This is a genomic window from Streptomyces sp. Z423-1 (assembly GCF_013009255.1).
Classification (GTDB): Bacteria; Actinomycetota; Actinomycetes; order Streptomycetales; family Streptomycetaceae; genus Streptomyces; species Streptomyces gossypiisoli.
The window spans coordinates 3,695,159-3,717,176 of the sequence record NZ_CP053109.1; the positions used below are offsets into that span (position 1 = coordinate 3,695,159).

A 22,018-nucleotide genomic window follows, 5' to 3' on the forward strand; every position below is an offset into this window, starting at 1 on the left:
GAGGGCCCCTAGAAGAGCCCGGTGTCCGCGAAGCGCAGGACCAGCTGGGGCGCTCCGGACAGGCCGATGCCGAGCACGGCGGTCAGGGCGATCGCGGCCGTGAGGGGCGCCGGGACGAGGTGCTTGGCGGGCTCTCCCTCGGGGGCGCGGAACAGCAGGGCCGTCCATTGGAGGTAGTAGAACAGCGCGATCACCACGTTGACGGCCATCACCACGGCCAGCCAGCCGAGGCCCGCGTCTACGGCCGCGGAGAAGACGGTGACCTTGGCGAACAGGCCGATGATGCCCGGCGGCAGCCCGGCCAGGCAGAGCAGGAAGAAGGCCAGCAGCAGCGCGGTCACGGGGTTCGTGGCGTACAGGCCGCGGTAGTCAGTGATGCGGTTGAAGGTCCTCGTACGACCCACCAGTGCGGCCACCGCGAAGGCGCCCAGGTTCACGGCGCCGTACATGAGCGCGTAGGCAACTGTGGAGCCGATCGAGTGCTCGGCGTCGTCGGAGTACGCGGCGGCGGCGATCGGCACCAGGAGGTAGCCCGCCTGGCCGACGGACGACCAGGCGAGCAGGCGTACCGCGCTGTACGCGCGCGTGCCCTGCTGTCGGAGGGCGCCGACGTTGCCGACGGTCATGGTGAGGGCGGCCAGGGCGGCGAGCGCCGGGCCCCAGACGTCGGCGTACGACGGGAAGGCGATGACCGTGACGAGGATCAGCCCGGAGAAGCCGACCGCCTTGCCGATCACCGACAGATAGGCCGCCACCGGCAGCGGGGCGCCCACATAGGTGTCGGGCACCCAGAAGTGGAAGGGCACGGCGGCCGTCTCGAAGGCGAAGCCGATGAGGGTGAGGACGACGCCGGTCTGGGCGAGGGTGTCCAGCTGTCCGTCGACGTCCTGGATGCGTTCGGCGATCTGGGTCAGGTAGAGCGTGCCGGTGGCGGCGTACACGAAGCTGATGCCCATGAGGCTGACGGCGGTCGCGGTGACCGACGACAGGAAGAACTTCAGGGCCGCCTCGGACGACCTCTTGTCACCGTGCCGGATGCCGACCAGGGCGAACGCGGGCAGGGAGGCGACCTCCAGGGCGACGATCAGCGTCGCGAGGTCGCGGGAGGCCGGCAGGAGGGCGGCACCGGCCGCGGAGGAGAGCAGCAGGAACCAGAACTCCCCTTCGGGGAGTCCTCTGCGGTCGTCCTTGAGGGCCGTGACGGACAGCAGGGCCGCCAGGAGGGCGCCGCCGAGGACCAGGAACTGGATGACGAGCGTGAATCGGTCCGCCGTGTAGCTGCACACGTCGGCGTCGCCGGTGAGGCAGAAGGTGGAGCGGTCGCCGTCCAGGAGCGGAAGCAGCATCAGCATGGACACGGCGAGACCGGCCACGGACACCCACCCGAGGAGCGCCTTCTTGTGCTCGCCGACGAACAGGTCGGCGACCAGGACGGCGAGGGCGACCACGGCCGCGATGGTGGGCGGCGCGATGGCGAGCCAGTCGACGGACTGGACCAGGGACTCGACCGGCGACTGGGCCAGGGAGCTCATCGGGTGCCTCCTGCGAGGAGCTGCTGCACGGCCGGGTCGGTCAGGCCGAGGAGGGCCTTCGGCCAGAGTCCGGCGACGACGGTGAGGGCGACCAGCGGGGTCCACGCCGCGTACTCGTACGTGTGCACGTCGGCGAGCTTGGGCGCATCCTGCGGTACGACGCCCATGCAGACCCTGCGGACCACGACGAGCAGGTAGGCAGCGGTGAGCAGGGTGCCGAACGCGCCGATCGCCATGAAGGTGAGGAAGGCCGGGCGGCTGAGGCCGGCGGCGGGCTGGAACGCGCCGAAGAGCGCCAGCATCTCGCCCCAGAACCCGGCGAGGCCCGGCAGGCCGAGGGAGGCGACGGCGCCGAAGGCGAGCAGGCCGCCGAAGCGCGGGGCCTTGCCGTACAGCGCGGCGCCGGTCTTGTCCGCGAGGGCGTCGAGGTCGGTCGTGCCGGTACGGTCCTTCAGCGCGCCGACCAGGAAGAACAGCAGGCCGGTGATGAGGCCGTGGGCGATGTTGGCGAACAGGGCGCCGTTCACGCCGGTCGGGGTCATGGTGGCGATGCCGAGCAGGACGAAGCCCATGTGTCCGACGGAGGAGTAGGCGATGAGGCGCTTGAGGTCGCCCTTCGCACCCTGCTGGGCGAGGGCGAGGCAGGCCAGCGATCCGTAGATGATCCCGACGACGGCCAAGGCGGCGAGGTACGGCGCGAAGGTGCGGAATCCGTCCGGCGTCACCGGCAGCAGAATCCGGACGAACCCGTAGGTACCCATCTTCAGCAGTACGCCGGCCAGCAGGACCGAGCCGACGGTCGGAGCGGCAGTGTGGGCGTCCGGCAGCCAGCTGTGCAGCGGCCACATCGGCGTCTTGACCGCGAGCCCGATCCCGACCGCCAAAACGGCGATGACCTGCACGGATGTGGTCAGCGACCGGCCGTTGTCAGTGGCGAGTGCCACCATGTCGAATGTGCCCGCCGTGATTCCGATCAGGAGCAGGCCGAGCAGCATGACCACGGAACCGAGCAGCGTGTAGAGGATGAACTTCCAGGCGGCCTGCGTCCGCCCCTCGCCGCCCCAGCGGGCGATGAGGAAGTACATCGGGATCAGGACCATCTCGAAGGCGAGGAAGAACAGCAGCAGGTCGAGGACGGCGAAGGTGGCGAGAGTGCCGGACTCCAGGACGAGCAGCAGCGAGACGAAGGCCTTCGGGGTCGGGCCCGCGGGCATCTTGAAGTACGAGTACAGCGCGCAGAGGAAGGTCAGCAGCGCGGTCAGGACGACAAGGGGGAGGGAAATGCCGTCGATGCCGAGGTGGATCCGCACGTCGAGTGCGGGGATCCAGCTGATGTCCGTGCTGGCCTGCATCTTCGACGGCTGGTCGTGGTCGAAGCCGAGCGCCAGGACGATCGCGGCGATGAGGACCGCGCCGGTCACGGTCACGCCGTGCCGCAGCACGGCCTGCTCGGGCGACTTCCCCTTCAGTCCGGGCGGGGCGGGCAGGAGAGCGGCGACGGCACCGAGGAGCGGGCCGACGACGACGAACGCGAGAAGAAACTGCATCACGGACTCGTTGATATCGATCACGCCTGCTCACGCTCCCGTGGCGACGAGGACGACGGCGACCACCAGGACGACGGTGCCGGCGAGCAGCGCGCTCACATAGGTCTGCACATTGCCGGTCTGGGCGCGCCGGACGGCGGCTCCCAGCCAGCGGGGCAGGGCGCCCGCCCCGCGTACGTAGGTATCGACGACCTCGCGGTCGAGGAACCGCACCAGACTGGCACCGCCCCGGACCGGGCGGACGAACAGCGCCGAGTACACGGCGTCCAGGTGGAAGCCGACGGCCGCGTGCCGGTGCAGCGGTCCGAGCAGCAGCCGTCCGGGATCGGCCGGGTCGGGTGCGTGAGCCACGTCGCCGTAGGCGGGTTCGTGGGTGGCGATGGCCTCGGCCTCGACCTGAGCGGCGTCGCCCTCGGGGTGGGCCGCGACCGCACCAAGGGGGACGCGGGCCGCGAGCGCGCTGGTGTGCCGCCAGGCGGCGTAGGTGACGATGCCGCCGACCAGGGCCAGCCCCGTGCCCAGCATGGACGTGGTGAGAGTCGGGGTCAGCTCACCGCCGTCGAACCAGCCGGGCAGCGACTGGTACGCCAGCCCGCCCAGGGCGAGGGACGGGGCGGCGAGCACCCACAGCACCACGGTCATCGTCAGCGGCTGCCTGCCGTGGTCCGGGGCCTCCGTGCCGTGGCCGCGGAAGGCGAGCAGCCACAGGCGCATCGCGTACGCGGCGGTGAGCAGGGCCGTGAGCAGGCCGACGACCAGCACGATCCAGCCCGCGGCGGCGGGGACGTGCTCGGTGTGGCCGGTGGTGACGTGTTCGGCGGCGCCGAGGACGGACTCCTTGGAGAAGAAGCCGCTGAAGGGCGGGATCGCGGCGAGCGCGAGGAGCGCCACGGTCATCGTCCAGTAGGCGTCGGGGACACGGTCGCGCAGGCCGCCCATGCGGGACATGGCGGCCAGCGAGTTGGTGCCGGCGGCGTGGATGATCACGCCCGCCGCGAGGAACAGCAGCGCCTTGAAGGCGCCGTGGGACAGGAGGTGGAAGACGGCGGCACCGCGGTCACCGACGGCCAGGGCGCCGGTCATGTAGCCGAGTTGGCCGATCGTCGAGTAGGCGAGGACGCGCTTGATGTCGTCCTGGGCGAGCGCGGCGACGCCGGAGCCGGCCATGGTGACGGCGGCCATGGCGGCGAGGACGACCATCGCGGCCGAGGAGGCCTGGAAGACGGGGAGGAGACGGGCGATGAAGTAGACACCGGCGGCGACCATTGTCGCGGCGTGGATCAGCGCGGAGACGGGCGTGGGGCCCGCCATCGCGTCGGGCAGCCAGGTGTGCAGCGGGAACTGCGCCGACTTGCCCGCCACACCGGCCAGAAGCAGCAGGGCGATCAGCGTGGGGTGGTCGAGTCCGCCGCTCGCGACCGCGCCGAGCACCCGCGTGATGCGGAACGACCCGGCGTCGACGGCGAGCGCGAACAGGCCGATCAGGAAGGGCACGTCACCGAGCTTGGTGACCAGGAAGGCCTTCAGGGAGGCGGCGCGGGCCTCCGGGGTCTCCCAGTAGTGGCCGACCAGGAAGTAGGAGCAGATGCCCATGACTTCCCAGCCGACCAGCAGCACCATCAGGTCGCCCGAGTAGACGACGAGGAGCATCGCGGAGGTGAACAGGGAGACGAGCGCGGCGTAGGAGGGGTAGCGCGGGTCGTCCTGCAGATAGCCGGTCGAGTAGATCTGCACGCAGAGCGCGACGAACGCGACCAGGACGGCGACGAGGGCGGCGAAGCCGTCGATGTACAGGGCGAGTTCGATCGGGATCGAGCCGGTGGGTGTGAGCTCGGTGGCGGCGTCGATGGCCGCGTCGCCGCCCTGGCGGACGGCGACCAGTACGGCGAGGACGAGCGAGGCGAGCGTCGGCAGGACGGCGATCGGGCGGACGAAGCCGGGGGCCGTGCGGCCCAGGAGCAGCCCGGTGGCCGCGCCCAGGAACGGAAGGAGAGGAACGAGGTAAGCGAGGGTGGTCGTGGTCACGCGCTGGCCTCAGCCTTCTCGGCGGCCGGCTCGGCCGCGTGGGCCTCACCGTCGGGTCCGTCGGTCTCGTGGCCCTCGGCGGTGTCGCGGAGCTTGTCGATGTCCGAGGTGCCGCGGTTGCGGTAGACGGCGAGGATGATCGCGAGGCCGATGCCGATCTCGGCGGCCGCGATGGCGATGGTGAACAGGGTCAGGGCCTGGCCGGAGTGCAGGGTCTCCTCGGCGGTCCTGCTGAGCCAGACGTCGAAGGCGACCAGGTTGAGGTTGACGGCGTTGAGCATCAGCTCGACCGACATCAGGACCAGGATCGCGTTGCGGCGGGCGAGGACGCCGTACAGGCCGGTGCAGAACAGGAGGGCGGAGAGTACGGCGGGGTAGGCGAGGTGCATCAGCGGGCACCGCCCTTGTCGCTTCGGCTGCCGGGGACACTCGCGGTGGTGGCCGTCGCGGCGTCGGCCTTCGCGGCGTCGGCCTTCGCCTTGCGGGACAGGACGATCGCGCCGACCAGCGCGGCGAGGAGGAGGACGGAGAGGGCCTCGAAGGGGAGGACCCAGTTCTGGAAGAGGGCCTTGCCGGTGACCTCGGTGGAGCCGGCGGGGGCACCGTCCAGGTCTATCCAGGTCGTGCGGAAGGCGTCGACGACGACCCAGACCAGGGCGGCGGCCGTGGCGACGGCCACGGTGAGGGCGGCCCAGCGGTTGCCGGAGTCGGCGTCCGGGGAACGGCCGATGGGGGCCTTTGTGAGCATCAGACCGAACAGGAGGAGGACGACCACGGAACCGACGTAGATCAGCACCTGCACCCAGGCGATGAACTCGGCGGTGAGCAGGAGGTACTCGACGGCGAGTCCGCCGAGGGTCACCACCAGCCACAGGGCGGCGTGCACCAGCTGCCGGGAGGTGACGGTGATGATCGCGGCGCCGAAGGTGACCACGCCGACGAGGAGGAAGGCGATCTCGACGCCGGTCGGGGAGAGGAAGCCATGGCTCTCGGCGGCCATGCTCGTGGCGTCCATCGCGACGGCGGTGGCTGCTGCTGCAAGTGTCATTCCTGGCCCTCCTGCCGGGGCAGGTCCGTCTGCTGCTGGGGCAGGTCCGTCTGCTGCTTGGACTCACCCATCGGCCGGGTGGGCCACTCGGCGGCGCGTGCCTGATCGGCGGCGTGCGGCTCGGTCGCGGCGGGCTCAGTGGGCTGGGCAGGCTGGGCGGCTGCCGCTTCCTGCTGGGCGGCCAGCTTCTCGGCGGTCTTGCGGGCGGCGGCGACCTCCTTCGGTTCCTCCGCGCCGGGGTCGAGGGCCGGTGGGGCGGGCACCGTCCACATCCACTCGCGGAGCTTGTCGCGCTCGTGGGTGAGGTCGCGGATGTCGGTCTCGGCGTACTCGAACTCCGGCGACCAGAACAAGGCGTCGAAAGGACAGACCTCGATGCAGATACCGCAGTACATGCACAGCGAGAAGTCGATCGCGAACCGGTCGAGGACGTTGCGGCTGCGCTCGCGTCCGCCGGGGGCGGCGGGCGGGACCGTCTCCTTGTGCGAGTCGATGTAGATGCACCAGTCCGGGCACTCCCGGGCGCACAGCATGCAGACCGTGCAGTTCTCCTCGAACAGACCGATCACACCGCGGGTACGGGGTGGGAGGTCGGGCTGGGCGTCCGGGTACTGCTCGGTGACGGTTTTCTTCGTCATCGTGCGGAGGGTGACGGCCAAGCCCTTGGCGAGACCGCTGCCGGGGATGCGGGGCCGGGTGGGCGGGGGAGACTCGGCCATGGCTACTGGATCACCACCTTGACGATGCCGGTGAGGGCGATCTGAGCGAGGGAGAGGGGGACGAGGAGGGTCCAGGAGAGCTTCTGGAGCTGGTCCTCGCGCAGCCGGGGGTAGGTGACGCGCAACCAGATCACGATGAAGGCGAGGACGGCCGCCTTCAGCAGGGTCCAGACCCAGCCGAGGCCGTCGGCACCCCAGGGGCCGTGCCAGCCGCCCAGGAAGAGGACGGTGGTCAGACCGCACAGGACGACGATCCCGGCGTACTCGGCGAGAAGGAACAGGGCGAAACGCAGGCCGGTGTACTCGGTGTACGCGCCGAAGATGATCTCCGAGTCGGCGACGGGCATGTCGAACGGCGGGCGTTGCAGCTCGGCCAGCCCCGCCACGAAGAAGACGATCGCGCCGACGATCTGCCAGGGCAGCCACCACCACTCGAAGGCGTCGAGGATGCCGGGCAGGGAAACCGTGCCGGCCGCCATGGCGACGGAGGCGGCGGCGAGGAGCATCGGGAGTTCGTAGGCGAGCAGCTGGGCGGCGGTGCGCAGGCCGCCGAGGAGGGAGAACTTGTTGGCGCTGGCCCAGCCGGCCATGAGCGAGCCGAGGACGCCGACGCCCATGACGGCGAGTACGAAGAAGATGCCCGCGTCGATCACCACACCCACCGCGCCCTCACCGGGGCCGACGGGGATGGCGAGCAGGACCAGCAGATACGGGAGGAGGGCTATGGCAGGGGCGAGCTGGAAGATACGGCGGTCCGCGCCCGCCGGGACCACGTCCTCCTTCTGCGCGAACTTCACGCCGTCCGCGACGAGCTGGGCCCAGCCGTGGAAGCCACCGGCGTACATGGGGCCGAGGCGGCCCTGCATGTGGGCCATCACCTTGTGCTCGGTCTGACCGATGATCAAGGGGAAGGTGAGGAAGACGCCGAAGACGATCAGGAGTCGCAGGGCGACGTCGAGCACGTCGTTCACTGCCGGCCTCCTGGGGGGTCCTCGGGGGTGGGGGGTGGGGGTTCGTCGGGTGCCGAGTCCTTGCGGGCGGGGGGCTCCGCTTCCGGGCCCGGCTCCGGCTCCGCGCGCTCGGGGGCAGGCCGCTGCGGCGGCTCGGCCTCGTTCGCCTCTGCCTCCGCTTCCGTAGGGGCCTCCGTCTGCGCCGGTCCCTTGGCCTCCGGCTCCGGCGCGTCCTTGCTCTCCGGCGCGTCCTTGCTCTCCGGCCCCTCCGCGCTCTCCGGCCCCTCCGCGTCCTTGCTCTCCGGCCCCTCCGCGTCCTTCGCCTCGGGTTCGTCGAAGGCCGGGCGGGCGTGATGCCACGGGGCGTCGGGGCTGCGCGGGGTGGCCGGGCGGGTCGGCTTCTCCGCCTCCGGCGCCTGGGCGCGCTGCGAGGCGGAGCCTTCGGAAGCGCTGCGGGCCCGGCGCGGGCGGGCAGGGGCCGCCGTAGCGGAAGGCCCGCCCTGCTCGGCAGCGTCCGTACCCTCCGCGCGCTGGGACGCGGACCCCTCACTCGCGCTCCGCGCACGACGAGGAGCCGTCGGGGCGCCCGGAGCCTCCGCAGGGCTCTCCCCACGCTGCGACGCCGATCCCTCGCTCACGCTCCGGGCGCGGCGCGGGGCGGTCGGCGACGGGGTTTGCGTGGGGGTGTCGGCGGCGGCCGTCGGCGGCTGGCTTGCGGAGCCCTCCGCGGCGGTGCGGGTGCGGCGTACGGGGCGGTCGCCCGCAGGGCGGGCCGTGCCCCGGGCCGGGCGGGTCGGGGCCGGGGGGAGTTGGCCCTTGAGGGGGCCCCACTCGTTCGGGTCGGGGACGCCCGGCGGGAGCATCTGGCGGCGCTTGGGGCCGCCGTGTTCCGACTCGCCGGGCTCCTTCGCGCCGGGCCAGGCCTTGGCGACGCGGGCGGCGAGGACGAAGTCCTTGCGGAGGGGATGACCTTCGAAGGTCTCCGGCAGGAGGAGGTGCTCCAGCGCGGGGTGGCCCTCGAAGGTGACGCCGAACATCTCGTGGGTCTCGCGTTCGTGCCAGGCCGCACCCGCGTAGACCTCGACCGCGGAGGCGAGGACGGGCGCCTCGTGCGGAACCGTGGTGCGCAGCAGCAGGCGGCGTACGGGCGCGAGGGCTACCAGATGCGCCGAGACGCGGAAGCCCGTGCCCGGTTCGTCGACCGCGCTCAGCCAGTCGAAGTAGGTGCAGCCGAGCTCGTCGCGGGCGGTGCGCAGGGCGGCGGTCCAGGACGTGGGCGGTACGTCCACGGTCAGGAGCGCGTACGACTCCTCGGCCGTGGCCTCCGTACCGAAGAGGTCCTCGGCGGTGGCGGGAAGCCAGCCGACCGTGCCGTTCATCGGGCCTCCCCCGTACCGGTGCCGCCTGTGGCCGGCGGTTGGACCAGGCCGCTCTGCAGGGCCGCCGCCGACGGACGTGCGGAACCGTACCGCTCCCCCAGCGACTCGCGGGCGATCTTCTCCTGGAGCTTGAGGATGCCCTGGAGCAGCGCCTCGGGGCGGGGCGGGCAGCCGGGGACGTAGACGTCGACGGGGATGATCTGGTCGACGCCCTTGGTGACGGAGTACGAGTCCCAGTACGGGCCGCCGCAGTTGGAGCAGGCGCCGAAGGAGATGACGTACTTCGGCTCGGGCATCTGTTCGTACAGACGCTTGATGGCCGGCGCCATCTTGTCCGTGACGGTGCCGGACACGACCATCAGGTCGGCCTGGCGGGGGCCCGGCGCGAACGGGATGACGCCGAGGCGGATGAAGTCGTGGCGGGCCATCGACGCGGCGATGAACTCGATGGCACAGCAGGCGAGGCCGAAGTTGAAGACCCACAGCGAGTAGCGGCGGCCCCAGTTCAGGACGACCTTCATCGGCTCGGGGGCGAGGCGCGCGAGGGCGCCGAGGCGCTTCGGCTCCGGCAGCAGAACGGGTTCCGGGGCCGGTACCGAGGGAGTCGTTTCTGGCGTCACGTCCATGCCAGGACACCCTTCTTGTATGCGTAGAGCAGGCCCACGGCCAGGAAGCCGAGGAAGATGAACATCTCCACCAGGGTCGTCGCTCCGTAACCGGGGGCGGCGAAGACCGTGGCCCAGGGGAAGAGGAAGATCGAGTCGATCGCGAAGATCACGTAGAGGAAGGCGTAGACGTAGTAGCGGACCTGGGTGTGGGCCCAGCCCTCGCCGACGGGGTCGACACCGCACTCGTAGGTCAGGAGCTTCTCGGGGGTGGGCGCGACGGGGCGCAGCAGCCGGCCCGCGCCGAAGGCGATGGCGACGAACAGCACGCCGATGGCGGCGAGCAGTCCGACGACCGAATAGGACTGGAAGTAGTCCGCCGCGACGACGGCGGTCGGTTCGACGGTCGATTCCCGCACGTCCGTCCCTCGCTCCCCTGACCTCGACCCTATGACTTTTCGACATGACTTTTCGACCGGCCCGGCGGTCCCGCGATGCCCCGCCGGTCTCGCGATCTTGCCGATCGTGAACGTCGCTGTTCGACGACCTGTACGCAACGTGAGTCTAGGGCCTGTTAAAGGGACGGTAAGCAGCCCATCACGCATCGAGAGGCGAGGGTGGGGTTTTCCTCAGTGGAACGTGGCGGTGCACCTCATGGCGTGGGCGCTTGCCGCCGGGCACGCTGGCCCATGTGACCAAGAAATCCCCGTCCGCGAGCGCGGCGGCGGCCGACGGAAACCCGGACCGCCTGCCGCCGGCACGCCTCGCCTATGACGCACACACCTGGAAGGAGATCGCGCATCTCCTGGCGAACCTGCCGGTGGCCCTGCTGGGCTTCGTCTACGTCGTCACGGTGCTGCCCACCAGCGCCTTCCTGACCGTCACGGTGATCGGCTTCCCGCTGCTCGCCGCAGGTCTGCTGGGCGCCCGGCAGCTCGGCAGACTGGAGCGGGCGCGGGCCAGGAAGCTGCTCGGCGTGCGCGTGGACGAGCCGAGCCGGCTGCCCGTGCGGACCGCCGGCGGCATCTTCCCGCGGCTGTGGATGGCGCTGAAGGACCCGGTGGGCTGGCGGACCGTCCTGTACGACTTCATCCGGCTGCCGTGGGGCATCCTCACCTTCACCCTCACGCTGACCTCGCTGTTCGTGCTGTGGCCGGTGCTGCCGTTCATCGCGCGCGGGCTGGCCAACGTGGACCGGGCGATGGTGCGCGGGCTGCTGTCGCCCTCCGACGAGCTGGAGCGGCGCATCGCCGAGCTGGAGTCCGACCGGGGGGTCGTGGTCGACACGGCCGCCGCGGATCTGCGACGGATCGAGCGCGATCTGCACGACGGGGCTCAGGCCCGCCTGGTCAACCTGGCCATGGGCCTCGGCCTGGCGAAGGAGAAGCTGCTGGAGGACCCCGACCACGCGGCGGCGATGGTCGAGGAAGCGCACGGCGAGGTGAAGCTGGCGCTCCAGGAACTCCGGGACCTGGCACGCGGCATCCACCCGGCGGTCCTCACCGACCGTGGCCTGGACGCAGCCCTCTCCGCGGTCGCCTCACGCTGCACGGTGCCGGTGAAAGTGACCGTCGACCTGGAGTACAGACCGGCCGAGGCCATCGAGGGCATCGCCTACTTCACCGTCTCGGAGCTGCTGCAGAACGTCAGCAAGCACAGCGGCGCGAAGGCCGCGTCCGTCGACGTCTGGCGCACCGAGGAACGCCTTCTCATACAGGTCGCCGACGACGGCCGGGGCGGCGCCCACCTCGACGGCGGCACCGGAATGCGCGGCCTGGCGGAACGCCTCGACGCCGTCGACGGCCTGTTCGTCATCGACTCACCATCGGGCGGCCCGACGGTCATCACCGCGGAACTGCCGTGGCGGGACCGACAGCGCTGAGGGGTGGGGAAAACCCCCCGTTCAAGATGCCGACGGCCTCCATGGTCCGCAGCCGCCGGGCACAGCAGGGTTGAAGGTGCGACAAGCAAGCAGCAAGCGCCGAGCAAACAAAGCCGAGCAACCACAGCAGACCGAGGAGAACGGGGACCAGACCAATGGCCACGGAGTACGGGCACGGCTACGGACGCCGCAATGGGGCGTCCGACTGGGATGCGGAAGGGAACGTCGGGCGGCGGTTTCGGCTGCCCGCCGGGCTGCGCGCGCCGTTCGAGGGCCGCACCTGGCGAGAGCTCGCCTACGTGCTGCTCAGCCTGCCGATCAGCGTGCTGATGTTCACGTACGCCGTGACGATGCTGGCGCTCGGTGCGGGCCTGCTGGTGACGTTCCTCGGCATACCGGTGCTGGCGGCGGGACTGGCCGGCTGCCGGGGCCTCGGCGCGCTGGAGCGGGCGCGGGCGCGCGGGCTGCTCGGGCTCGACGTGGCCGACCCGGAGCCGCTGCGGGTGCGCAAGAGCGGCCTGATGGCGTGGATGGGCGCGGTCCTCAAGAGCGGCACCTCCTGGCGGCACCTGCTGTACGCGATGCTGCACTTCCCGTGGGCCGTGTTCTCCTTCGCCATCGGGGCAAGCTTCTGGGCGTACGGCTGGGCGCTGCTGACGTACCCGGTGTGGTTCTGGCTCTTCCCGATGTACGGCGGGCAGGACGGGCTCCAGCTGTACGGCGACGAGACGCACCGGATCTACCTCGACAACCCGTTCGAGATCACGGTGACGGCGCTGGTGGGGCTGCTGTTCACGCTGGCCACGCCGTGGATCGTGCGGGCCCTGACGCTGGTGGACCGGCTGCTGGTGCACGGGCTGCTCGGGCCGTCGCGGCTGGCGACGCGGGTGGTGGAGCTGGAGTCGGACCGGGGGGTCGTGGTCGACACGGCCGCCGCGGATCTACGACGCATCGAGCGCGATCTGCATGACGGGGCGCAGGCCCGCCTGGTGGCGCTGGCGATGGACCTGGGGCTGGCGAAGGAGAAGCTGGCCGAGGATCCGCGCACGGCGGCGCGAATGGTGGACGAGGCGCACGGCGAGGTGAAGACGGCGTTGCAGGAACTGCGGGACCTGGCGCGCGGCATCCATCCGGCGGTCCTCACCGACCGTGGCCTGGACGCGGCGCTCTCGGCGGTCGCCTCGCGGTGCACGGTGCCGGTTCAGGTGGACGTGGACCTGGCGTCGCGGCCGGCGCCGGCGATCGAGGGCATCGCGTACTTCACGGTCTCCGAGCTCCTGCAGAACATCAGCAAGCACGCGCAGGCGACCTCGGCGGCGGTGGACGTGTGGCGGTCGGAGGACCGGCTGATGTTGCAGGTCATGGACAACGGCATGGGCGGGGCCGAGGCCGGCGCGAGCGGGAGTTCCGGTCTGGCCGGGCTCGCGGAGCGGTTGGACGCGGTGGACGGCATATTGGTGGTCGACTCACCGGTGGGCGGCCCCACCCGCATCACGGCGGAACTGCCCTGGCGCGGTTGAACCGCCCTGCGTCCTGGCGCAGGCCGCCCTCTCACAAACCCAGCACTCCCGCCGCCCCCACAGCACGCCCCTCTCCCCACCCGAGCAACCCACCCCGCCTCCACCCAAAACCTGAAATGCTTGACGGGTCATTGGGGTGGAGTCGAGCAACGGGGGCCGAGGATCGTGGAGGACAGGGTGCGGGTGGTCATCGCCGAGGACTCGGTGCTGCTCAGGGAGGGCCTGACCCGGCTCCTCACCGACCGAGGGCACGACGTCGTCGCCGGAGTGGGCGACGCGGAGGCGTTGATCAAGACCGTCACGGAACTGGACGCCGAGGGCAGCCTGCCGGACGTCGTGGTCGCCGACGTGCGCATGCCGCCGACGCACACGGACGAAGGCGTCAGGGCGGCGGTGCAGCTGCGGAAGACGCATCCGGGGCTCGGCGTGCTGGTGCTGTCACAGTACGTGGAGGAGCGCTACGCCACGGAACTGCTGGCCGGTTCCAGCCGGGGGGTCGGCTATCTGCTGAAGGACCGTGTGGCAGAGGTGCGGGAGTTCGTGGACGCGGTGGTGCGGGTGGCCGAGGGGGGCACGGCGCTCGACCCGGAGGTCGTGGCGCAGCTGCTCGGGCGCAGCCGCAAGCAGGACGTGCTCGCGGGGCTCACGCCGAGGGAGCGGGAAGTCCTGGGGCTGATGGCCGAGGGGCGGACCAATTCGGCCATCGCCAAGCAGCTGGTCGTGAGCGACGGCGCGGTCGAGAAACACGTCAGCAACATCTTCCTCAAGCTGGGCCTGTCCCCGAGCGAGGGGGATCACCGCCGGGTCCTCGCCGTGCTGACGTACCTGAACTCCTGACGCCCACCCGTCTCAGGCAGGTGGTCATCATGCGAATGGTCGAAGGAAGGCGAGCCGCACAGACGTAGGGTTGATCCTGGGAGGACCCTGTGGGGTCGGGTCCCGACAGCCGCCTCGAAGGAGGAGCAGTTCAGTGACGAGCCAGGTCAGTAGCCCAGCGGAGCAGACCGACGGAGCCGTCGTGGGAGAGCAGCGCAAAGCGGCCGGCGTGAAGGACGTCCGCCGTCTGGACCGAGTGATCATCAGGTTCGCGGGGGACTCGGGTGACGGTATGCAGCTCACCGGAGACCGCTTCACCTCGGAGACCGCATCGTTCGGCAACGACCTGTCGACGTTGCCGAACTTCCCGGCCGAGATCCGTGCCCCTGCCGGGACGCTGCCCGGTGTCTCGTCGTTCCAGCTGCACTTCGCCGATCACGACATCCTCACCCCGGGTGACGCACCCAACGTCCTCGTCGCCATGAACCCGGCGGCGCTGAAGGCGAACGTGGGGGATCTGCCGCGGGGTGCGGAGATCATCGTCAACACGGACGAGTTCACCAAACGGGCGATGCAGAAGGTCGGCTACGAGGCGAACCCGCTGGAGGACGGTTCGCTCGACGGCTACCAGCTGCACCCGGTGCCGCTCACCACGCTCACGGTGGAGGCGCTGAAGGACTTCGACCTCACGCGCAAGGAGGCCGAGCGCAGCAAGAACATGTTCGCGCTGGGCCTGCTGAGCTGGATGTACCACCGGCCGACCGAGGGCACCGAGAAGTTCCTGACCTCGAAGTTCGCCAAGAAGCCCGACATCGCGGCCGCCAACATCGCCGCCTTCCGGGCGGGCTGGAACTTCGGCGAGACGACGGAGGACTTCGCCGTCTCCTACGAGGTCGCCCCGGCGGCGAAGGCCTTCCCGGTCGGCACCTACCGGAACATCTCCGGCAACCTCGCCCTGGCCTACGGCCTGATCGCCGCGAGCAAGCAGGCGGACCTGCCGCTGTTCCTGGGCTCGTACCCGATCACCCCGGCCTCGGACATCCTGCACGAGCTGAGCAAGCACAAGAACTTCGGTGTGCGCACCTTCCAGGCCGAGGACGAGATCGCGGGCATCGGCGCGGCGCTGGGCGCGGCGTTCGGCGGTTCGCTCGCCGTGACCACCACCTCCGGCCCGGGCGTGGCGCTCAAGAGCGAGACCATCGGGCTGGCGGTGTCGCTGGAGCTGCCCCTGCTCATCGTCGACATCCAGCGCGGCGGGCCCTCCACCGGCCTGCCGACCAAGACCGAGCAGGCCGACCTGCTCCAGGCGATGTTCGGCCGCAACGGCGAGGCGCCCGTCCCGGTCGTCGCGCCCCGCACGCCCGCCGACTGCTTCGACGCCGCCCTCGAAGCCGCCCGGATCGCGCTGACCTACCGGACGCCGGTCTTCCTGCTCTCCGACGGCTATCTCGCCAACGGCTCCGAGCCGTGGCGGATCCCGGAGCTGGACGAACTGCCGGAGCTGACCGTGCAGTTCGCACAGGGGCCGAACCACACCCAGGAGGACGGCACCGAAACCTTCTGGCCGTACAAGCGTGACCCGCAGACCCTCGCCCGCCCCTGGGCGATTCCGGGCACGCCGGGCCTGGAGCACCGCATCGGCGGCATCGAGAAGCAGGACGGCACGGGCAACATCTCCTACGACCCCGCCAACCACGATCTGATGGTCCGCACCCGGCAGGCCAAGGTCGACGGCATCGACGTGCCGGACATCGAGGTCGACGACCCGGCCGACGCGAAGTTGCTGGTGCTGGGCTGGGGCTCGACGTACGGGCCGATCACCGCGGCGGTACGACGCCTGCGCGCCGCCGGACATCCCGTCGCGCAGGCGCATCTGCGCCATGTCAATCCGTTCCCGGGGAATCTCGGCGAGGTGCTGGCACGTTACGACAAGGTGGTGATCCCCGAGATGAACCTCGGGCAGCTCGCCACGCTGATCCGGGCGAAGTACCTGGTGGACGCCCACTCGTACAACCAGGTCAACGGCATGCCGTTCAAGGCCGAGCAGCTGGCCGCGGCGTTGAAGGAGGCCATCGATGGCTGAGACGTCCATGGAAGGCACCGGCACGATCGAAGCGCTCTCCCTGGTGCCCAGGGCCGAGGGCAAGCAGTCCATGAGGGACTTCAAGTCCGATCAGGAAGTGCGCTGGTGCCCAGGCTGCGGTGACTACGCGATCCTCGCCGCGGTCCAGGGCTTCATGCCCGAACTGGGCCTGGCGAAGGAGAACATCGTCTTCGTCTCCGGCATCGGCTGCTCCTCCCGCTTCCCGTACTACATGAACACCTATGGGATGCACTCCATCCACGGCCGGGCCCCCGCCATCGCCACCGGCCTGGCCACCTCCCGCCGCGACCTGAGCGTGTGGGTCGTCACCGGCGACGGCGACGCGCTGTCCATCGGCGGCAACCACCTCATCCACGTCCTGCGCCGCAACGTCAACCTCAAGATCCTGCTGTTCAACAACCGGATCTACGGCCTGACCAAGGGCCAGTACTCCCCCACTTCCGAGGTCGGCAAGATCACCAAGTCGACCCCGATGGGCTCCCTGGACGCCCCGTTCAACCCGGTGTCCCTGGCCCTGGGCGCGGAGGCCTCGTTCGTCGCGCGGACCATCGACTCCGACCGCAAGCACCTCACCGAGGTGCTGCGGGCGGCGGCCGCCCACCCCGGCACCGCGCTGATCGAGATCTACCAGAACTGCAACATCTTCAACGACGGCGCCTTCGACGCCCTGAAGGACAAGCAGCAGAGCCAGGAGGCGGTGATCCGGCTGGAGCACGGGCAGCCGATCCGCTTCGGGCCGGACAACACCCGCGGGGTGGTCCGGGATCCGCAGACCGGCGACCTCACGGTCGTCACGGTCACGCCGGAGAACGAGCAGCAGGTGCTCGTTCACGACGCCGCCGCCGACTCCCCGACCACCGCCTTCGCGCTCAGCAGACTCGCCGACCCGGACACCCTGCACCACACCCCGATCGGCGTCTTCCGCTCCGTGGACCGCCCGGTCTACGACACCCAGATGGCCGACCAGCTCGACACCGCCATCGAACAGAACGGCAAGGGCGACCTCGCCGCACTGCTCGCGGGCGGCGACACCTGGACCGTCGTCGGCTGAGCCACACCACAGCCGCACCCAGCAACACCGGTTACGCCACAGGCCCGGGCTCAGGCCCGGGCCTCGTCGTATGCCTTCCGCGCCCGCTCCACATCGGCCATCCGCCGCTCCGTCCACAGCGCCAGCGACCGCACCTGCTCCGCGGCCTCGCGGCCGAGGTCGGTGAGGGAGTAGTCGACGCGGGGCGGGATGACGGGCTGCGCGTCGCGGTGGACGAACCCGTCCCGCTCCAGGGTCTGCAACGTCTGGGTGAGCATCTTCTCGCTGACCTGCCGGACCTCGCCGATCGCCCGGCGCAGCTCGCTGAACCGGTACGGCCGCTCCATGAGCCGGATCAGCACCAGGACGCCCCAGCGGCTGGTGACGTGCTCCAGGACCAGCCGGTAGGGGCACATCGCCTCGCCCTCGGGCTTCCCTGCACTTTCTGCCATGCCAGTACCTTACTTAAAAGTGGGTACTTTAGTCAGAGTTAGTGTCCCTCTTAGGGTGAGTGCCACACCTTGACATACGCACCCGCACAGAGGAGCCCCCATGAGCATCGTCGTCACCGGAGCCACCGGACACCTCGGCCGCCACGTCGTCGAGCAGCTGCTGGAGAAGGTCCCGGCCGACCAGATCACGGCCGTCGTCCGCAACGCCGAGAAGGCCGCCGACTTCGCGAACCGCGGTGTGAAGATCGCGCTCGCCGACTACAACGTGCCCGCGACGTTCGACGCCCTCTTCTCCGCCGGCGACAAGGTGCTGCTCATCTCCGGCAACGAGTTCGACAAGGGCCGAGCCGCCCAGCACAAGGTCGTGATCGACGCCGCGAAGACGGCCGGCGTCGCGCTCCTCGCCTACACCAGCGCCCCCGGCAGCCTCACGGCCGCCCTCGCCGACGACCACCGCGCCACCGAGGAGGCGCTCCTGGCGTCGGGCCTGCCGTATGCGCTGCTGCGCAACGGCTGGTACCACGAGAACTACACCGAGAACCTCGCCCCGGTGCTGGAGCACAACGCGGTCCTCGCCGCCGCCGGTGAGGGCCGGGTCGCCTCCGCCTCGCGCGCCGACTACGCGGCCGCCGCCGTGGCGGTGCTGACCGGCGAGGGACACGAGAACCGGACGTACGAGCTGAGCGGCGACGAGGCGTGGAGCTTCGCGGAGTACGCGGCCGAGCTCAGCCGCCAGACCGGCAGGGAGATCGCGTACAACCCGGTCTCCGTCGAGGCCTACCAGGGCATCCTGACCGGCGCCGGCCTGCCCGGGCCGCTCGCCGCGATCCTGGCCGGCGTGGACGCGTCCATCGAGAAGGGCGAGCTGGCCGTGCGCACCGGCGACCTCTCCCGCCTGACCGGGCGTCCGACCACCCCGCTCTCCGAGGCCGTCACCGCCGCGCTCAAGGGCTGACCTCACCCCGCCCACCCGTGCCTGTCATGACCGTATGGCGATACGTCCATGACAGGGACGGCCGGTCGGCGCTACCTTCGTGCGGGCGGGCTGACGTACGAAGGAGGGGCCGGTGGCCAGGAAGTCGATGGGCGAGAGCCACATAGGACTGCTGAACGGCTTCGCGGCCTACGGAATGTGGGGGCTCGTCCCCCTCTTCTGGCCCCTGCTGAAGCCCGCCGGCCCGGTCGAGATCCTCGCCCACCGCATGGTGTGGTCGCTCGCCGTCGTCGCCGTCGCGCTGCTCTTCGTACGACGCTGGAGCTGGGCCCGCGAGCTGCTGCGGCAGCCGCGCCGCCTCGGGCTCATCACCGTCGCCGCGGCGGTCATCACCGTCAACTGGGGCGTCTACATCTGGGCCGTCAACAACGAACAGGTCGTCGAGGCCTCGCTCGGCTACTTCATCAACCCGCTGGTCACCATCGCGATCGGCGTGCTGCTGCTGAAGGAGCGGCTGCGGCCCGTGCAGTGGGCGGCGGTCGGGATCGGCTTCACGGCCGTGCTCGTGCTCACCATCGGCTACGGCCGCCCGCCGTGGGTCTCGCTCGTCCTCGCCTTCTCCTTCGCCGCCTACGGCCTGGTGAAGAAGAAGGTCAACCTCAGCGGCCTGGAGTCGCTGGCCGCCGAGACCGCGATCCAGTTCCTGCCCGCGCTCGGCTTCCTGCTGTGGCTGACCGCCGAGGACCAGTCGACCTTCCACACCGAGGGCGTGGGACACGCGGCGCTGCTCGCTGCGACCGGCGTCGTGACCGCGCTTCCGCTGGTCTGCTTCGGCGCGGCCGCGATCCGCGTGCCCCTGTCGACGCTGGGGCTGCTGCAGTACCTGGCCCCGGTGTTCCAGTTCCTGCTGGGCGTCCTCTACTTCCGCGAGGCCATGCCGCCCGAGCGCTGGGCCGGGTTCGCGCTGGTCTGGCTGGCGCTGACGCTGCTCACCTGGGACGCGCTGCGCACCGCGCGCCGGGCGGCCCGCACGCTGAGGGCCGACAGGATCGTGCCCGCCACCACCATCACGACCGGCACGGTCAGCGCCGTACGGAACGCGGACAGCGTGGCCTCCGGACCCGATCCGGTCGTCGACGCCAAGCCGTAGACGGCGGTCACCGCGGAGATACCGATCGCCGAGCCGAACTGGGTCGCGGTGTTCAGCAGCCCGCCCGCCAGGCCCTGCTCCTCCTCCGCGACCCCGTCGGTCGCCGCGATGGTGAGCGGCCCGTACGCCAGCGCGAACGCCGTGCCCGCGAGGATCAGCGTCGGGAACATGGCGGCGTACGACCAGTCCATCCCGACCGGCAGGAACAGCCCGTAGGCGACGACCGCCAGCACGAAGCCGCCGAGGGTCACGCGGACGTTGCCGAAGCGGGCGACCAGCCTCGGGGTGAGCGTCGGGGCGAGGACGGCGTCGCAGCCCATGACGACCAGCGCGATCGCGGTCTGCAGCGACGACCAGCCGCGCAGCTCCTGCAAGTACAGCGTCACCACGAACTGGAAGCCGAAGAAGGCCCCTACGAAGAGCAGCGCACCCAGATCGGCGCGCACCACGGAGCCGTTGCGCAGGATGCCGAGCCGGACCAGCGGCGCGGCGGCCCGCCGTTCGACGACGACGAAGGCGGCCCCGAGCGCCAGCGCGGCGAGCCCGGCGACAGCGGTGAGCGGCCAGTCGTGCAGACCGTGTTCCAGCCGTACGACGGTGTAGGCGGCCAGCAGCATGGCGCCGGCGGCGGTGACCGCGCCGAGCAGGTCGAAGCCACGCCCGTCACGCCCCACAGGACCCGCCGCGGGTACCAGGCGGACCGCCGCGACCAGCAGCGCCCCCGCCAGCACCACGGGCGCGAAGAACACCCACCGCCAGCCGATCGCGGTGAGCAGCCCCCCGATGACCAGGCCCAGCGAGAAACCGCCGGCCGCGGTGCCGGCGAAGATGAGCAGGGCCTGGTTGCGCTGCGGGCCCTCCTCGTAGGAGGTGGTGATCAGCGACAGCGCGGCCGGGGTCATGAAGGCCGCCGCGACGCCGGTGACGAACCGGGCCACGACCAGCATCCAGCCGTCGGTGGCGAAACCGCCGAGCCCCGAGAAGAGCAGGAAGACCGTCAGCCAGGTCAGGAACATCCGACGACGGCCGAGCAGGTCGGCGGCGCGTCCGCCGAGCAGGGTGAAACCGGCGTAACCGAGGACGTACGCGCTCATCACCCAGGCCGCGGTACCGGTCGACAGCGCCAGATCGGCCCTGATCGACGGGATCGCGACAGCCATCATCGCGACGTCGATGCCCTCCAGAAAGATCGTTCCGCACAGCACGAGCAGCAGAGCCCAGGCACGGGCGCCCATGACCACACTCCCGGAGATAGACAGAGGTCGGTTACCGGATTGAGGGTCGGTTCCCTCTTGTAACCATGGCCAGCCTGCGGCAGCATCGACAGACATGGAAGAAGGCACTTCGAAGTCACCGAGTAACTGCGCGAGCACCGTGGACTACGGCGACGCCGACCCCTTCCAGTGGGACACCCGCGAGGGCTGCGAGGTGCGGCAGATCCTGGACCGGGTCGCCGACAAGTGGTCCCTGCTCGTCATCGCCCTCCTGGAGAACCGCAAGCTCCGCTTCACCGAACTGCGCCGGGAGATCGACGGCGTCAGCCAGCGCATGCTGACGGTCACCCTGCGCCAGCTGGAGCGGGACGGACTGGTCAGGCGCACGGTCCACCCCGTCGTACCGCCACGCGTCGACTACGAGCTCACGCCCCTGGGCGGCACCCTGCACGCCACGATCCAGTCGCTGGTGCGGTGGACGGAGGAGCACCAGCGGGAGATCGCGGCGGCCCGGGCGGCGTACGACGCCCGCGAGACGCAAGAGGCCCAGGAGGTGTCGACGAACGGTAGTGCGGAAGCGCCGGTTGCGCAGGCGGCGTCACGCGGCCTGTCACTCACGTAAGCAATATTGGTTGCATGACTGAGAAGGCATCCTCACCCGTGCACTGGAAGCTCGTCATCGACGCCAACGACCCGCACGCACAGGCCGACTTCTGGGCCGCCGCGCTGGGCTACGAGGTCGAGGACAACAGCGCTCTGATCGAACGGCTGCTCCAGCTGGGCGCGCTCCCGGTCGCCGGCACCGTGGACTTCCACGGCCGTCCGGCCTTCCGGGACCTGGTCGCCGTACGGCATCCGGACGATCCGTACGAGGAGCAGAGCGGTACCGGGCTGGGGCGGCGGGTGCTGTTCCAGCGCGTACCGGAGCCCAAGACCGGCAAGAACCGGCTCCACCTGGACCTGCACCCCGCCGAGGGGCAGCGGGCGAGCGAGGTGGAGCGGTTGCGGGAGCTGGGGGCCAGCGTGCTGCGGGAGGTCAAGGAGGCTGGTGGCGAGTGGGTGGTGATGGCTGATCCGGAGGGGAACGAGTTCTGCGTGCACTGAACGAGTT

Annotated in this window: 20 protein-coding genes and 1 pseudogene; 9 read left to right on the plus strand and 12 right to left on the minus strand. The window is 70.7% G+C overall.

The genetic code is table 11. The features are described from left to right. Positions 1 to 8: 8 nt before the first annotated feature. From HJD23_RS16530 to HJD23_RS16575, 10 genes are read right to left on the minus strand one after another with little or no spacing between them, the layout of a single operon-like run. Entirely contained in the window at positions 9 to 1,532 is a 1,524-nt protein-coding gene (locus tag HJD23_RS16530; protein WP_171112476.1) for an NADH-quinone oxidoreductase subunit N, read from the minus strand. Next, a complete protein-coding gene (locus tag HJD23_RS16535) occupies positions 1,529 to 3,103 on the minus strand; it encodes an NADH-quinone oxidoreductase subunit M (RefSeq protein ID WP_171112477.1) in 1,575 nt (524 codons plus the stop codon). The genes HJD23_RS16530 and HJD23_RS16535 overlap by 4 nt, the downstream gene beginning before the upstream one ends. A 6-nt stretch (positions 3,104 to 3,109) precedes the next feature. Further along, the gene (locus HJD23_RS16540) at positions 3,110 to 5,104 is read right to left on the minus strand and encodes an NADH-quinone oxidoreductase subunit L (protein WP_171112479.1); all 1,995 of its coding nucleotides are present in this window, start codon (positions 5,102 to 5,104) and stop codon (positions 3,110 to 3,112) included. Further along, on the minus strand, positions 5,101 to 5,493 hold the full coding sequence (gene nuoK, locus HJD23_RS16545; protein WP_171112481.1) for an NADH-quinone oxidoreductase subunit NuoK: 393 nt from the start codon (positions 5,491 to 5,493) through the stop codon (positions 5,101 to 5,103). The genes HJD23_RS16540 and nuoK overlap by 4 nt, the downstream gene beginning before the upstream one ends. Further along, complete coding sequence (locus HJD23_RS16550; protein WP_171112483.1) at positions 5,493 to 6,152, minus strand: NADH-quinone oxidoreductase subunit J; 660 nt, start codon at positions 6,150 to 6,152, stop codon at positions 5,493 to 5,495. The genes nuoK and HJD23_RS16550 overlap by 1 nt, the downstream gene beginning before the upstream one ends. Beyond that, the gene (locus tag HJD23_RS16555) at positions 6,149 to 6,871 is read right to left on the minus strand and encodes an NADH-quinone oxidoreductase subunit I (protein WP_171112484.1); all 723 of its coding nucleotides are present in this window, start codon (positions 6,869 to 6,871) and stop codon (positions 6,149 to 6,151) included. The genes HJD23_RS16550 and HJD23_RS16555 overlap by 4 nt, the downstream gene beginning before the upstream one ends. Positions 6,872 to 6,873: 2 nt before the next feature. Further along, a complete protein-coding gene (locus HJD23_RS16560) occupies positions 6,874 to 7,842 on the minus strand; it encodes a complex I subunit 1 family protein (RefSeq protein WP_171112486.1) in 969 nt (322 codons plus the stop codon). Further along, positions 7,839 to 9,200: an NADH-quinone oxidoreductase subunit C gene (locus HJD23_RS16565; RefSeq protein WP_171112488.1), complete on the minus strand. Its 1,362-nt coding sequence runs from the start codon at positions 9,198 to 9,200 to the stop codon at positions 7,839 to 7,841. Before HJD23_RS16565 ends, HJD23_RS16560 begins: the two co-directional genes overlap by 4 nt. Continuing rightward, positions 9,197 to 9,826, minus strand: a complete 630-nt coding sequence (locus HJD23_RS16570) for an NADH-quinone oxidoreductase subunit B (RefSeq protein ID WP_171112490.1) — start codon at positions 9,824 to 9,826, stop codon at positions 9,197 to 9,199. Before HJD23_RS16570 ends, HJD23_RS16565 begins: the two co-directional genes overlap by 4 nt. After that, on the minus strand, positions 9,817 to 10,224 hold the full coding sequence (locus tag HJD23_RS16575; protein WP_141309576.1) for an NADH-quinone oxidoreductase subunit A: 408 nt from the start codon (positions 10,222 to 10,224) through the stop codon (positions 9,817 to 9,819). Before HJD23_RS16575 ends, HJD23_RS16570 begins: the two co-directional genes overlap by 10 nt. A 272-nt stretch (positions 10,225 to 10,496) precedes the next feature. Between HJD23_RS16575 and HJD23_RS16580 the strand changes: the two genes are divergently transcribed. From HJD23_RS16580 to HJD23_RS16600, 5 genes are all read left to right on the plus strand, one after another. Continuing rightward, positions 10,497 to 11,687, plus strand: coding sequence for a sensor histidine kinase (locus HJD23_RS16580; protein ID WP_171112492.1), 1,191 nt, complete (start codon positions 10,497 to 10,499; stop codon positions 11,685 to 11,687). A gap of 155 nt (positions 11,688 to 11,842) precedes the next feature. Next, positions 11,843 to 13,207 (plus strand): sensor histidine kinase, encoded by a 1,365-nt coding sequence (locus HJD23_RS16585; RefSeq protein ID WP_171112493.1) that lies wholly within the window; start codon positions 11,843 to 11,845, stop codon positions 13,205 to 13,207. A gap of 177 nt (positions 13,208 to 13,384) precedes the next feature. Then, positions 13,385 to 14,044 carry a response regulator transcription factor gene (locus HJD23_RS16590; RefSeq protein WP_277347805.1) on the plus strand — a complete coding sequence of 220 codons (660 nt, stop codon included), beginning with the start codon at positions 13,385 to 13,387 and terminating at the stop codon, positions 14,042 to 14,044. 133 nt (positions 14,045 to 14,177) lie between these two features. Continuing rightward, on the plus strand, positions 14,178 to 16,106 hold the full coding sequence (locus tag HJD23_RS16595; RefSeq protein ID WP_171112498.1) for a 2-oxoacid:acceptor oxidoreductase subunit alpha: 1,929 nt from the start codon (positions 14,178 to 14,180) through the stop codon (positions 16,104 to 16,106). After that, on the plus strand, positions 16,099 to 17,178 hold the full coding sequence (locus HJD23_RS16600) for a 2-oxoacid:ferredoxin oxidoreductase subunit beta (RefSeq protein ID WP_171112500.1): 1,080 nt from the start codon (positions 16,099 to 16,101) through the stop codon (positions 17,176 to 17,178). The genes HJD23_RS16595 and HJD23_RS16600 overlap by 8 nt, the downstream gene beginning before the upstream one ends. Positions 17,179 to 17,228: 50 nt before the next feature. Here the strand turns inward: HJD23_RS16600 and HJD23_RS16605 are convergent, their stop codons facing one another. Continuing rightward, entirely contained in the window at positions 17,229 to 17,609 is a 381-nt protein-coding gene (locus HJD23_RS16605) for a helix-turn-helix domain-containing protein (protein WP_171112501.1), read from the minus strand. Between the two features lie 100 nt (positions 17,610 to 17,709). On the opposite strand from HJD23_RS16605, the gene HJD23_RS16610 reads away from it, so the two are divergent. Together HJD23_RS16610 and rarD are read left to right on the plus strand one after the other, a co-directional pair. Then, a complete protein-coding gene (locus tag HJD23_RS16610; RefSeq protein WP_171112503.1) occupies positions 17,710 to 18,564 on the plus strand; it encodes an SDR family oxidoreductase in 855 nt (284 codons plus the stop codon). A 175-nt stretch (positions 18,565 to 18,739) separates the two neighbouring features. Further along, a pseudogene (gene rarD, locus HJD23_RS16615) lies at positions 18,740 to 19,477 on the plus strand (EamA family transporter RarD); the annotation flags it as partial. Here rarD and HJD23_RS16620 read toward each other — a convergent pair. Then, the gene (locus HJD23_RS16620) at positions 19,462 to 20,928 is read right to left on the minus strand and encodes an MFS transporter (RefSeq protein WP_232107869.1); all 1,467 of its coding nucleotides are present in this window, start codon (positions 20,926 to 20,928) and stop codon (positions 19,462 to 19,464) included. The pseudogene rarD and the gene HJD23_RS16620 sit on opposite strands and share 16 nt — an antisense overlap. Before the next feature lie 94 nt (positions 20,929 to 21,022). Here HJD23_RS16620 and HJD23_RS16625 point away from each other — a divergent pair, with 94 nt between their 5' ends. Both HJD23_RS16625 and HJD23_RS16630 read left to right on the plus strand, forming a co-directional pair. Further along, entirely contained in the window at positions 21,023 to 21,529 is a 507-nt protein-coding gene (locus HJD23_RS16625) for a helix-turn-helix domain-containing protein (RefSeq protein WP_171112505.1), read from the plus strand. 14 nt (positions 21,530 to 21,543) lie between these two features. Beyond that, positions 21,544 to 22,011, plus strand: a complete 468-nt coding sequence (locus HJD23_RS16630) for a VOC family protein (protein WP_171112507.1) — start codon at positions 21,544 to 21,546, stop codon at positions 22,009 to 22,011. Positions 22,012 to 22,018 lie beyond the last annotated feature (7 nt).